Origin of the sequence: Candidatus Mesenet endosymbiont of Phosphuga atrata, from assembly GCF_964020175.1 — a bacterium.
GTDB lineage: Bacteria > Pseudomonadota > Alphaproteobacteria > Rickettsiales > Anaplasmataceae > Mesenet.
This window is the reverse complement of record NZ_OZ026541.1, coordinates 30,508-44,389: the sequence shown is the minus strand read 5'-3', so window position 1 is coordinate 44,389 and position 13,882 is coordinate 30,508. Positions and strand designations below refer to the sequence as shown.

At 31.3% G+C, this 13,882-nt stretch carries 13 protein-coding genes; 11 read left to right on the top strand and 2 right to left on the bottom strand.

Annotated features, from left to right (window positions below; genetic code table 11):
* Positions 1-107: 107 nt before the first annotated feature.
* Both AACL09_RS00225 and AACL09_RS00220 read left to right on the top strand, forming a co-directional pair.
* A complete protein-coding gene (locus tag AACL09_RS00225) occupies positions 108-1,370 on the top strand; it encodes a TolC family protein (RefSeq protein WP_339047909.1) in 1,263 nt (420 codons plus the stop codon).
* Between the two features lie 49 nt (positions 1,371-1,419).
* Entirely contained in the window at positions 1,420-1,920 is a 501-nt protein-coding gene (locus AACL09_RS00220; RefSeq protein WP_339047907.1) for a DUF2497 domain-containing protein, read from the top strand.
* Between the two features lie 142 nt (positions 1,921-2,062).
* On the opposite strand, the gene rpsP is transcribed toward AACL09_RS00220, so the two are convergent.
* On the bottom strand, positions 2,063-2,320 hold the full coding sequence (gene rpsP / locus AACL09_RS00215) for a 30S ribosomal protein S16 (protein ID WP_339047905.1): 258 nt from the start codon (positions 2,318-2,320) through the stop codon (positions 2,063-2,065).
* A 131-nt stretch (positions 2,321-2,451) separates the two neighbouring features.
* Here rpsP and AACL09_RS00210 point away from each other — a divergent pair, with 131 nt between their 5' ends.
* From AACL09_RS00210 to icd, 3 genes are all read left to right on the top strand, one after another.
* Positions 2,452-3,249, top strand: coding sequence for an MBL fold metallo-hydrolase (locus AACL09_RS00210; RefSeq protein WP_339047903.1), 798 nt, complete (start codon positions 2,452-2,454; stop codon positions 3,247-3,249).
* A gap of 62 nt (positions 3,250-3,311) precedes the next feature.
* Positions 3,312-5,786 (top strand): ATP-binding protein, encoded by a 2,475-nt coding sequence (locus AACL09_RS00205; protein ID WP_339048932.1) that lies wholly within the window; start codon positions 3,312-3,314, stop codon positions 5,784-5,786.
* 54 nt (positions 5,787-5,840) lie between these two features.
* Positions 5,841-7,256, top strand: a complete 1,416-nt coding sequence (icd, locus tag AACL09_RS00200; RefSeq protein WP_339047901.1) for an isocitrate dehydrogenase — start codon at positions 5,841-5,843, stop codon at positions 7,254-7,256.
* A 42-nt stretch (positions 7,257-7,298) separates the two neighbouring features.
* Here the strand turns inward: icd and AACL09_RS00195 are convergent, their stop codons facing one another.
* Positions 7,299-8,156 (bottom strand): hypothetical protein, encoded by an 858-nt coding sequence (locus AACL09_RS00195; protein ID WP_339047899.1) that lies wholly within the window; start codon positions 8,154-8,156, stop codon positions 7,299-7,301.
* Between the two features lie 140 nt (positions 8,157-8,296).
* Between AACL09_RS00195 and secA the strand changes: the two genes are divergently transcribed.
* From secA to AACL09_RS00165, 6 genes are all read left to right on the top strand, one after another.
* The gene (secA, locus tag AACL09_RS00190) at positions 8,297-10,852 is read left to right on the top strand and encodes a preprotein translocase subunit SecA (protein ID WP_339047897.1); all 2,556 of its coding nucleotides are present in this window, start codon (positions 8,297-8,299) and stop codon (positions 10,850-10,852) included.
* A 197-nt stretch (positions 10,853-11,049) separates the two neighbouring features.
* On the top strand, positions 11,050-11,514 hold the full coding sequence (locus tag AACL09_RS00185) for a PAS domain-containing protein (RefSeq protein WP_339047895.1): 465 nt from the start codon (positions 11,050-11,052) through the stop codon (positions 11,512-11,514).
* Positions 11,515-11,567: 53 nt separating this feature from the next.
* Entirely contained in the window at positions 11,568-11,768 is a 201-nt protein-coding gene (rpmI, locus tag AACL09_RS00180) for a 50S ribosomal protein L35 (RefSeq protein WP_339047894.1), read from the top strand.
* A gap of 17 nt (positions 11,769-11,785) precedes the next feature.
* Positions 11,786-12,154 (top strand): 50S ribosomal protein L20, encoded by a 369-nt coding sequence (rplT, locus tag AACL09_RS00175; protein ID WP_339047892.1) that lies wholly within the window; start codon positions 11,786-11,788, stop codon positions 12,152-12,154.
* A gap of 37 nt (positions 12,155-12,191) precedes the next feature.
* A complete protein-coding gene (gene pheS / locus AACL09_RS00170) occupies positions 12,192-13,172 on the top strand; it encodes a phenylalanine--tRNA ligase subunit alpha (RefSeq protein WP_410519816.1) in 981 nt (326 codons plus the stop codon).
* Positions 13,172-13,846, top strand: coding sequence for an SDR family NAD(P)-dependent oxidoreductase (locus tag AACL09_RS00165; protein ID WP_339048930.1), 675 nt, complete (start codon positions 13,172-13,174; stop codon positions 13,844-13,846). The genes pheS and AACL09_RS00165 overlap by 1 nt, the downstream gene beginning before the upstream one ends.
* Positions 13,847-13,882: the final 36 nt, after the last annotated feature.

The following is a 13,882-nucleotide window of genomic DNA, read 5'->3' as shown; positions in this document are numbered from 1 at the left end:
TTATTAATATATTAATTGGTATTAGTGACTTCTCTCTTAAGATGCATTATTCCATTTGACATAATTCATATTTTTATCTACTTGACTACTATCTTTAAATTATAAATATGAAAAATCTACTATATCTAGTATTAATTATTCTGCTTACTGCCACAAATAGCTATAGTATTGAGCTGCAAGAAGCAATAGATAAAGCAATTGCAAATAGCATAAAGATTAAAGCTCAAAGCTATGCTCTTCAAGGGGCTAAAAAACAGCTAAAGATGAATGGAGTTTCTAATTTCTTGCCAATGGTTACTTATGACTTTCAAATTGCAAATGTTAATGAACCAGAAAAAGATATGTTTGGTCATATTAATCCAAATAATCCAAGCATTGATTATACATCAAAAGTAGGGCAACTCTCTATCAGTGAAAGAATAGATGGAAGTTGGCTTGCTGCTCCAAGCCAAGCAAAGTATCAAATTGCTGTAGAAAAATTAAATTTTCTTCAAATCAAGCAAAAGGTTTTACTCGATGCTGTAGGTGCTTACGTTAAAGTTTTAACTGCTATGGGAGTTGAGGACTTGAGCAAACGCAATGAAAACGTTCTTAAGCAATATTTGGATATGGCGCAAAAGCGTTTTGCTGTTGGCGAAGTAACCAAAACAGACGTCTTTCAAGCAGAAGCAAGACTTGCCTTTGCAATGTCTGAGCAAATAAAAGCAGATGGTAATCTAAGAATTGCCAACGCCTCTTATTCTCATATAGTAGGTGAAGAGCCAAAAGATCTTCTACAACCAGCTGATTTGCCTGCTATACCAAACTCTTTAGAAGAATGTTTAGAAATTGCAAAAAAGAATAATCCTATTTTGAAATCAGTGTTTTACAGACACAAAGCTGCAGATCAGGCGGTTATAATTGCGCTATCGAAATCTTTACCATCTCTTGATATTTCAGCTAAAATTAAAAATATCTATAAGTCAAGCAATCAAAGAGATTACAGTTTGTCATTTAATTTATCTGTTCCTATTTTTCAAAAAGGTATGAATTTTGCTGGAATAGATCAAGCAAATTTCACTGCAAAACAATACATGCACGATTATTATGAAGCTATTAAAAACATAGAGGAAGAAGTTATTACTAGATGGGAAAATGTTTTAACTGTTCGTTCTATACTTGCTTCATCGAAAGAAGCTGTTAAAGCTGCAGAAGTTGTAGTAGATGGAATAAAGCAGGAAGCAGAATTAAATCTTAGAACTACAATTGATGTTCTTGATGCTGAACGAGAATTATTTAAAGCTAAAATAAATTTTACAGAGGCAGAAGGGAATCATGTAATTAGTATATACAACTTGCTCTTTACAATTGGCAGTTTAAACATTACTTAACAAATATTGTTTATCATATAGGTATTATATCCAATAAGGTATTTTACTTATGATGCACGATAAAAATGATCAACAATCTGCTAGGGATGTACTGGAAGATATTAAAAAAGTGATGCATAATAATGGTTACAATAAATCTTCTATAATAAGCCAAAAATTAGATGACGAAATACCGCATCTTCAATATGATAATGATGAAGATGATGATGAATCTTTAGATTTTGAAGAAGAGAATGAAGAGTTTGAAACTTCAAATGATGCTTCTGAGCCACTTATAGATATTGCAAATACAGAAGATAGAAGCATACGAGAACAAGAAAATAGAAGCCTTCTTTCAAAAGAAAATATCGATGCTACATCTGCAGAGATTCAACATTTAGTTGAAAAAGTACATAAAACACGTGAATTGTCTAAGGGATATAGCCTCACTCTTGAGGAACTTGCAATTAAACTTTTGGAGCCTCAGTTAAAAGAATGGTTAAATAGTCACCTACATAATATTACTAAGGAAATTGTTGAAAGAGAAATCAAGTATATCACAGGTAAGTAATTTTGTATAATTGAAGATTAAGCTTGTAACTACTATTAGGATGTTACAGCTATACTTAAAATTTAAAAATCTATAAGAGAAAATTTATATCTTTATTAAGCAATCCTTTTTAAAAGACTATTATATAGTATAAGCTCTTAAATCAAATCTCAATTAGCCCTTTTTTTATAAACCACTGAATTTTTTCAGTTGCTTGCGCACCAACACTCAACCAATACTTTAATCTATCAATACTTTTTACCTTTACACGCTCCTTATTATCTTCAGATAACATTGGATCATAATGTCCTAATCTCTCTATAAAAGAACCATCTCTTGGTGCTCTTGCATCAGCAACAACAATTCTATAAAAAGGACGTTTTTTAGCTCCATGCCTTGCTAATCTTATCTTTACTGCCATAATATAACTGTTTTATTAACTAACTTTTGATTCATTATAGGTTAGTAAGTTTACAATATCAATATAAATAAAGCTGTATAAAAATAAGAAAAGGGCTAAACTTGAAGTAGCTTTATTAACAGATAATATTTATGAAAATTACTATATTAGGGTGTGGTCCTTCCGTTGGTATTCCAACAATTGGATGCAAGTGTGATATTTGTAAATCAGCTTTATCTGATAGTAAAAATAAAAGAACACGTACGTCAGCTCTAATTGAACATGAAGGAACTACTATACTCATAGACTCATCTCCTGATTTTAAAATGCAGGCAATTGCAAATCAGATAGGTAGCATAGATGCAGTGATATATACTCATCCTCATGCTGATCACTGCGCAGGCATAACTGAACTATCTGCAATAGAACCAAAAGGAGAGCAAAAAACTATGCCAGTATACGGAAGTATAAACACTTTAACTAGTGTAATATCTAGTTATCCTCAACTTTTCATTCCCAATACTCCAAGTAATCCATGGAATAAATGTCATTATCTTACTATTAATAGGATTGACTATTATAAAGAATGGGAAATAGGAAGCTGTAAAATAGTTGCTTTTCCACAAGTTCATGGAAATATAATATCTACTGGTTTTATTTTTAATGATCTAGTTGCATATTGTACTGACGTGAAAGAGTTTCCACAAAAGTCTTGGGAAATACTAAAAAGCAAGAAAAACTTAACCTTAATACTGGGATGCATAGGATATCAAGAAGCTACTGCCCATGCTCATCTTGATTTATGTCTTAATTGGGTTGAGCAGTTAAATACAAAACAGGTGATACTCACTCATATGAGTCATTATATTGATTATTATAAAATTAACAACGAACTTAAAACAACACCAAAAATTAAAGCAGCGTATGATGGCCTTGTTATAGAAATATAAAAGCAGTTTTTAGGCATTTAAAATAACTAGATTTGTATTAATGAGTATAAATAAAATATATGATGAATAAGAGGTACGTTGATAATAGTGGTAAAGAAAACAGAATAGATTTCGTATTTAGGGATTACGGTACATCAGTCTTAGTTACTTTAGTACTTATGTCTATTCCTCTTGTTTTAATATCAATACTTTATTTTTCTGATATATATAGCAGGCACTTTAATATCGAAATTAATGTGTTAATTATAATAGTAACTACTGCATTTTTTATCTTTAGAATAAAAGTCTACAAAGATGTAATAAATAAAGTAGAATTTCAAAATGCGGTGTTTGCAAATGCATTAAATCATAACACTGAATTTTGTCTTATTATACATAAAAATGGCAATGTCATTTATGCAGATGCTAGGTTTTACGAAAGATTTAAAACCTATGGCCAAAACATTGATTTAAGTAGTATATTAACAATGGGAGGAGTTGTAGAGAGGGAGCAGAAAGCTTTTTATAAAGCCCTAAGAAATAACTCTTCTATACAGACTTACTTTTCCTTTTATAAAAACAATAAAACATCAAATTTTCTTTTAACTCTTGATCCTGTCAGTACTAATCCAGAAGTTGCTACTGATAAGTGTCATGAAATATATAATTTATCATTTGCTCCCATAGCTAGACCCCAAGAATATTTTGTTTTAAAAGCAACTAAAATAAGCAAAGAACAATTATATGAAAGATTGATGGAAGCTCATGATATAGGAGTTTATTGGCTTAATCCCAATGGAATTGTTATATATGCTAACAAAAGTTTTTTAAGAATGTTTGAACTAGAAAATTTAAAAAAGGATACTTTATTTACCGATTTTATTGCAAAAGTTAAAGATAAAGTACAAATGAAAAATGGGGAAGTCACGCTATGCACTGCCAATGGCATACCATTTAACGCGCACATAAGTAATGCTATATTTTATGATAAATATAATAATCGATACAGATGTGGATTAGTTACGCCAGTTACATCAAATATAGATGATTATCAACTTAATCCATGTTTTATCAATGCACCAGTTGCTATTGCATTGTGTGATAGCAAAGGCAATTTTGTTAAAAAAAATCAAGCACTATTAAAATTTGCAAAACAACAAAACATAGACTCAATTTTTACTCTGATAGCAATAACAGATCACAAAAAGATCAAAGAATATCTTGAAAGCAGTAATATTAATAATATGACCGAAGATCTGCAATTACAGAATAACCATAATATAAAAATATATTTTAATAAATTTATTCATAATAATAATATATTTATTATTTGCTACTTTATTGATAATACAGAGCATAAGAACTTGGAAATGAAGTTTGAGCATTATCAAAAAATGCAAGCAATAGGTCAGTTAGCTGGGGGCATAGCGCATGATTTCAATAATATTTTAACTGCAATAATAGGTTTCTGTGACTTGCTTTTAATAAGACATACAGGAGGTGATCAATCGTTCTCAGATATAATGCAAATTCAGCAAAATGCGAAACGAGGATCAAATTTAGTAAAGCAGCTTCTAGCTTTTTCAAGGAGACAAACTCTGCAATTTGAAATACTTGATGTGAATAGTATTATAGCTGATCTTTCACAGATGATAAAAAGGCTTATCGGGGAGAATATAGAATTTATACTGGATTACAAGCAAGATGATGGCCTGGTAAAGGCAGATCAAGGACAACTAGAACAAGTAATAATTAATCTTGTCGTTAACTCTGGTGCTGCTATGGAAAAAGGTGGCAAATTGATTATCAGAACGCTCAAGGTAAAAATAGATCATAAAACTACCATAGCGCAAAACATGTTCTTACCCGATAAAGAGCTTATAGAACATGGTGAATATATTGTTATAGAAGTGATCGATAATGGATGTGGTATTAAAAAAACCGTCATTGAGAAAATATTTGAACCTTTTTTCTCCACTAAAGATGTAAAGTCTGGTACTGGTCTTGGATTATCAACAGTGTATGGAATAGTAAAACAAACAGGTGGATATGTTATGGTTGACAGTAAAGAGGGAATTGGTAGCAAATTTAGCGTATTTCTGCCAGCAATACATGTATTGAAAAATAATGAAGCTTACAAAGGTGAATCAGTAAAAAATACAGCTGCAATCGATGTGCATCATAGTGGTACAGTTTTACTAATTGAAGATGAGGATTCAGTTAGGATTTTCAGTAGCAGAGCGTTAACGAAAAAAGGTTACAATGTTATAGAAGCAGATTCTGGCAAGCATGCTATAGCAATTATAAAGGAGAAAATTGACAAAATAGATATTATAGTAACTGATGTAGTAATGCCAGAAATTAGTGGTCCGGAAATAGCAAAAGAAGCAATCAAAATTAAACCGGATATTAAAATTATTTTTATTTCAGGATATGCTGAAGATGTCTTTCTAAAAAATGAGGACATTAATATAAAGAAGTTTCATTTTTTACCGAAACCTTTTACTCTAAATGAAATAACAATGAAAATCAAAAAAGTATTGGAATCAAATAATTAATTTACACGATTTTAGTTTTAATTTAGACTAAACATAATTTCTTAATTTAGCGTAATGTCAGTACCAATTACAGTAGCATATGGTGATGGAATAGGTCCAGAAATTATGGAGGCTGTACTTTCCATATTAAAAGAAGCGAAAGCAGATGTAAGTATAGAAAGTATAGAACTTGGTGAGCGTCTTTATGAAAAGGAATGGAAAACTGGTATCTCTGATAGTAGTTGGGAGTCCATTGAAAGGACAAAAATACTTTTAAAATCTCCAACTACAACACCGCAGGGAAAAGGTCATAAAAGCTTAAATGTTGCCTTAAGAAAAAGATTAGGGTTATATGCAAATATTAGACCGTGTATATCATATCATCCTGTCATAGAAACAAAATTTAGTCACTTCAACATAGTAGTGGTGCGAGAGAATGAAGAAGATGTATATGCAGGAGTAGAACACAGATTGACTGAAGATTCTTATCAATGCACAAAAATCATCACAAAATCTGCATCGCAGAGAATATGTAATTATGCTTTTGAATATGCACTAAAGAACAATAGAAAAAAAGTTACTTGCTTAATAAAAGATAATATCATGAAAATGACAGATGGTATTTTTCATGAAGCCTTCAGAGAAGTTGCTAAAAATTATGAAGCAATACAAGCTGATCATTATCTTGTTGATATTGGAATGGCAAAAGTTGCAACTAATCCAGAAGCTTTTGATATCATTGTAACTGAAAATTTATATGGTGATATACTATCAGACATTGTTGCTCAAATTTCTGGCTCTATAGGGCTTGCAGGTAGCGCAAATATAGGAGATGAGTACGCAATGTTTGAAGCAGTGCATGGGTCTGCTCCTGATATTGCTGCAAAAAATATAGCAAACCCTTCAGGGCTTTTAAATGCTGCTGTACAAATGCTTGTTCATATAGGGCAAGTTGAGATAGCTCAATTAGTCTCTAATGCATGGCTTAAAACGCTTGAGGATGGCATCCATACTGCTGATCTCTATAAAAAGGGAAAAAGCAGCAAAAAAATTGGTACCACTGAATTTGCACAATCTGTGATTGATAATTTGGGACAAAAGCCAAAATTTTTACCTGAGTTTTTAGCAAGTAAAAATATTCAAACCAATAGGAAAGTATTTCATTTAGAAGAAAGTACAAAACAGAGTATTAGGGAATTGGTAGGTGCTGATATATCAATTAGGTGGGATAATTCTGCTAATTTTGATAAGTTAACTGATCTTTTTTCCAAAGGATCAAGTAGGATAAATCTTACTACTATATATTCTAAGGGATTAATTGTATGGCCACAGTCTAGCAAGTTTGTTGGTGATCAAATAACTTGTAGGTTTCATGCAAGCCAGAATGATGATATTAATGAATTATTGGTTACTCTTGAAAAAGAAGGTTTGGATGTTGTAAAATTAGAAAAACTTTATTACTTTGATGATAAACCAGGGTTTTTCTCTTAATTATTCTATAAAGAACTTATCTACTCTTAGATAAAAACCTTCTTAATAACCTCGTTTTGGTTCATAAGATCCAATACAGTTTGCTAGTTTTAAACATGGAGATTCAGCATATTTAATACTGCTGCTTCTTCGCGTTTTTTTATTCCCTAGTTGATTCATAGGTAAATCCCTATCTGCGTTTTCGTTTCTATGCAAAAGTTTATTTCCATGTTTACAATATAATAGCGAAATTATAGAGAATATGAATAAAATAATTACCATAAATATTGTTGAGTAATTATTATCTTGATTTGGATTAGGCAAAGGTTTAAGGTAACTTGAGTTAGATGAAGGTGCCAATGGCCTTAAATTTTTTGAAGTATTTTTTATAGGTTGATAATATTGATCAAAGCACTCTTTCATGTCTGGAAAACTATATCTTATTAATGTACTACAGCTTTCTGATGTACTATATTTTTCTTTGGAAACTAGGCAACGATAAAGATCCAATTCCTTGTTGTATTCTATTTTTTCTTTTCTAGTATGGGGTTTCTCAGTACTTAAATATCTACCAAATAAAGCATAAATTTTTTTTGCGTCATCAAAGTCTATATTACGGCGCCTAACGCATTTAGAAAATTCTCTAATGCCTAATGCATTAGTTTTCATGTTTCGTTTAGCATGTTGTTTCATAAAAACATCTACGCGAGGATCATAGTCACCATAATAACAAAAGTTGAGTATAGTATATCCTTTTAAAAAATCAGTTGCACTTAGGTTATTAGGAGATTCAATAGTTGGAATCTGACTACAATTATGTGGATATATCAGATCCCGATAACTTAACATACGAGATGATACTTCACTCTCGATAAAATTATTGCGCATGATTTTCATTTTTCTTGCTTTATGTTTTCTCACACTTTAATTCCTAACTTAAGTAGACAGATTTGCTAAATTTAGCATAATAATCTTAGCCTGCAATAGCTAAATCTGAAACCATTGCTACTTATTTAGTTTGTTAATATAATTAAAGAAGTTTGATTAAAGTTTAAGTTTTTATGCTAGCTCTTGCACAAAAGGTATTTGGATCAGCGGGTCAAAGGTTAGTTAAGTCGTTCTATAAGATAGTTGAGCAAATTAATTCACTAGAGCCGGAAATTCAGAAGCTCTCAGATCAGATGCTATCTGATAAGACAAAAGAGTTTAAGGAACAACTAAAGGGTGGTAAAACCTTAGATGACTTGCTAATTGAAGCATTTGCAATTGTGCGTGAAGCCTCAAAGAGGTCTTTAGGCATGCGGCATTTTGATGTGCAATTAATTGGTGGTATAGCACTGCATCATGGAATGATTGCCGAGATGAAAACTGGTGAAGGTAAAACTCTAGTTGCTACTTTAGCTACATATTTAAATTCATTAACAGGGAAAGGAGTACACGTAGTCACTGTTAATGATTACCTAGCAAAACGCGACTCAGAATGGATGAGAAGGCTATATGATGCTCTGGATTTATCTGTTGGTTGTATAACACATAATATGACTGATGAGGAAAGAAGGGTTGTATATAGCAAAGATATTGTCTACTCAACAAATAATGAACTTGGATTCGATTATCTACGTGATAACATGAAATTTTCCCGTAGTGATGTAGTTCAAAGAGGGTTTAATTATGCTATAGTAGATGAAGTTGATTCGATTTTAATAGATGAAGCTCGTACTCCCTTAATCATATCTGGTCCAATAAGTGAAGATAATAAGATATATACAAAGATAGATAAAATAACAACTAAACTTCAATCTTCAGATTATGAGCTAGATGAAAAAAATAGATCAGCTCTTTTAACTGAAGATGGGATGTCAAAAGTAGAGGAATTGCTAAAAATTAATAACTTAATTGCAGCAGATTCTTCTTTATATGACGCAGGTAATATAATAATAACTCACTACATAGATCAGGCTTTACGTGCCCACAAATTATTTACTGTAGATAAAGATTATATAATTAAAAATGGCAAAGTAGTAATTATTGATGAATTTACAGGGCGTATGATGGAAAGTAGAAGATATTCTGACGGTCTGCATCAAGCACTGGAAGCAAAGGAAGGGCTAGAAATACAGAATGAAAGCCAAACTCTTGCTTCAATAACATTTCAAAATTACTTTCGCCTATATAAAAAATTAGCAGGAATGACAGGTACAGCAGCAACTGAATCAGCAGAATTTTGGGATATATATAAACTTAAGGTTATGCAAATACCAACAAATGCTCCTGTTAAAAGAAAAGATTTAGACGATGAAATTTATTGTACGGAAGAGGAAAAGTATAATGCAGTAGTAAAGTTTATAATTGAATGTCATAATCGCCATCAGCCCATTCTTGTTGGCACAACAAGCATTGAAAAATCAGAGAAACTTTCACAGCTTTTAACTAAAAACTCACTGAAGCATTCGGTTTTAAATGCGCGTTATCATGAACAAGAAGCTCATATAATTGCCCAAGCTGGAATGCCAGGAAAAATTACAATAGCAACTAATATGGCAGGACGTGGTACTGATATTCAACTTGGTGGAAATGCTAAAATGTTAGCAAGAATAGAGCTTAAAAATCCAAATCAAGATCAAGAAATAATCCAAAAGGTAGAGAAAGATAAAGAGATCGCAATTAATGCTGGTGGGTTATGTGTGATTGGAACTGAGAGACATGAAAGTCGTCGTATAGACAATCAGTTAAGAGGACGTTCTGGTAGACAGGGTGATCCAGGATTATCAAAGTTCTTTTTATCTCTTGAAGATGATTTACTTAGGATATTCGGCTCAGATAAAATAAAAATTTTTCTTAAAAAACTAGGTCTTAAAAAAGATGAGGCAATACATCATCCATGGATCAATAGCGCACTTGAAAAAGCACAAAGAAAAGTTGAATCTAAGAATTTTGACGTACGCAAGTCATTACTAAAGTTTGATGATGTTATAAATGAGCAGCGCAAGGTAATATTTAAGCGAAGAAATGATATTCTAAACACTGAAGATAATGATATATCTTCAGTGTATAAGAACATTAACTACTTTATTGTCAATAAAATTATTTTGGATAAGTATTGTGATGAAGAAAGTTATGAATCTATTATTGATGAAATTAGTCGAATATATAGATTAAAACTAAATTTTTCTGAATTTGATTTAGATAAAGACAGTATCTTAGATTATGTAAATGGGGAAGTAGATAAGCTCTTTTGTAAAAAAGAACAATCATTTAACCAATACAGAGATGATTTATGGAATACTGTAGTTAAACAAATTATGATTATGACACTTGATCATCTGTGGAGAGAGCACTTATTAGCTTTAGAGAATTTAAAACACAGTGTTAATTTGCGTGCAATAGGACAAAAAGATCCTTTAAACGAATTTAAAAAAGAAGCATTCATTATGCTGCAAAGAATGTTAAATGAATGGCAAGAATTGATTCTACATCGTCTGGTACGCTTTAACATCAAAGATGAGCAACAATATATAGATCAAAAATTTAGTAAAATAAATGACTTTCCATATACATCGAGAAACGATAAATGTCCATGTGGTTCAGGCAAAAAATATAAACATTGTCATGGATAAAATTATAAATAAAAATTTGCAACTAATCCAATTTAAGGCCTTGGTTTTTGCAGTATAGAATTGATAGTTCATTTTTTCATACTGCACACATATCTTATTGATCGAGCAAAAATAATTATTATCCACTCTAGGTAAGAAAAAATAAATATATTGAATATAACCTACTAAGAGGTACTTATATTAATTGATGATTAAATATGGCAGAGTTTACAGAACAACGAGCAGTAAACAAGTTATGTTCATATTGGAACTTACTTAGAGAAAATAGGGATTATCCAAAAAAGGATGATATAGAATTTGAAGAAATAAAAGATATATTACAATACTGCTTTATTATCAAGGTTAATAAAATAGATGATGAGATAAAAAAGTACAACTTTATACATTTAGGAGGTGAAGCTGCTGAAATTTATAATATTGATATAGATATAACGTTTGTGCCAACTACGGTTGAGCATTTGTATCAATATCTAGATTCAGTAATAATAGATGGAGAGCCAATAATTGAAGATCTTGATCTTCAAGATTCTGTCGGTCATCATCTTATAGGAAGGCAATGTCTTCTTCCCTTAAGTGATAATGATCAAGAAGTTAATTATATATTAGGTGCAGTTAGCTGCAGAAAAGAAAAATACGATTACTTTTACGATGTAAATACTTGACAAAAAAACATAAAGATCTAATTTATTATAGTTATGTTTAGCAAGTGATGGTTATGCCAAAGTTGAAAACGAAATCATCAGTAAAGAAGCGTTTTTCCCTTACAGCAAGTGGTAAAGTACGTACAACTCAGTCTGGTAAAAGGCATGGTATGACTAAAAGGAGCAAAAGAGCAATTCGTAACCAGCGTGGTACTGCTATATTAAATAAATCTGATTCACGTATTGTTAAACTTTATATACCATACGGTCTTTAAAAGGTGGAGGATTAATAATGGCTAGAGTTAAACGTGGGGTTAGAGTTCATGCTCGTCATAAAAAAATACTGAAGCTAGCAAAGGGGTATAGAGGGCGTGCAAAAAATTGTTATAGAATTGCATTGCAGCGTGTTGAAAAAGCTTTAAGTTATGCTTATAAAGATAGGAGAGTTCGTAAGCGTGATTTTCGTGGCTTATGGATAATGCGTATTAATGCTGCTGTCCGGCAATATGGACTTACTTATTCCCAATTTGTTCATGGTCTTATAGTTGCTAATATTAAACTGAATAGAAAGATACTTGCTGATATGGCAGTCAACCATAAATATATTTTTACTGAGCTTATTCAAACTGTAAAAAGTAAATTGAACAACTGTGCCGCTTAACAAAATATCTTTGATCAAAGTAGAGGCTTTATCCAAGATTTCTGCTTCCTCCTCAGAACGTGAGCTGAAAGAGGTATATACATTATATTTGGGAAAAAAGGGCATTTTAAAATCATATTTAACGGAATTAAAAAACATAAGTGACCTAAAAGCAAAGCGTGGTAGTGGTAGTGTTATCAATGAGCTATGCAATGAACTAGAGAAGCTAATTACTCACAAGAAATATGAGTTGAAGCAAAAAGAAATTAATTTAAATTTAGATAAGGAAAAAGTAGATTTAACTACTCCAGAGAGGCCAGAAAAAGTAGGTAAAATTCATCCTATAGCCAAAGTTATCAACGAGATAAGTGTTATATTCTCCTATATGGGGTTTAAATTAGCTGATGGTCCAGACATAGAGGATGAGTTTCATGTGTTTGATGCACTTAATACACCAAAATATCATCCAGCAAGGGAAGAAAGCGATACCTTTTACTTAAATAAAGTACAAAGAATGGTTCTTCGTCCTCATACTACCTCAGTGCAAATTAGAGTAATGGAAAATAATCGAGATTTTCCGATAAAAGTTATAGCGCCAGGCAGGGTTTATCGTCATGATTTTGATAAGACTCATACGCCAATGTTTCATCAAATAGATGGTTTTTATGTCGATAAAAATATCAACATGGGACATTTAAAATTTTGTTTAAATCATTTTTTAAGTAAATTTTTTAACTCAAGTGAAGTAAAAATAAGATTCCGCCCTAGCTTTTTTCCATTTACTGAACCTTCAGCAGAAATAGATATTAGCTATAATGGTAGTGATTGGATAGAAGTTTTAGGCAGCGGCATAATTCATCCAAACGTTTTAGAAAATGTTGGTATAAATCCAAAAGAATACAGTGGTTTTGCATTTGGTATGGGTATTGAAAGGCTAGCAATGCTAAAATATAGTATTAGCGATCTTCGAGATTTTTATAATAATAATATGATGTGGCTGAACCATTATGGGTTTAACTTTTTGTCATTAACCATTTGATGTCTATCATAAGGAAAAAAGCAGCAATTATAACTGGCGCAGCAAAAAGATTAGGTAGAGCTATTGCTCTTACTTTTGCTAGTTATGGTTATGATATTGTAGTGCATTATCACAATTCTCATAATGAAGCGGTTTTTCTTAAGTATGTAATTGAAAAGCTTTATCAAAAAAAATGCTTAATTGTAAAAGCAGACTTCAATAATTTTTATTCCTTAAAGGATTTAGTAGAAAAAGCTTTTAAAATTATGCCATATTCTAATGTTTTGATTAATAATGCTTCAATATTTCACCGCAAAACTTTTTTAGAGATAGAAAATGAAGATCTTACATATAATTACAACGTTCACGTAAGAGCACCGTTTTTCTTAACTCAATATTTCGCTAAAAAATGTCAAGATAAGGGATCTATAGTTAATGTTATAGACTACGGCATTATAAAACAGTCAAGTAACTATTATGCCTATATGTTAACAAAGAAATCACTAGCAAATTTAACGCAAATGTCCGCCTTTGAGCTTGCTCCTAGAATTACTGTCAGTGCTATTTGTCCAGAGTTTATACCTGATGATGCATTTCTTTCCGGTTCTAGTCGAGATAGCACCTTAAGCAAAGTGCTAAGAAAAATCATCGATCTGCTGGATGCAACAGGACAATTTTATTTTTTATTTAAATAACTTGTTGATATAAAAAGTATTTAAGTTAAAATTAAA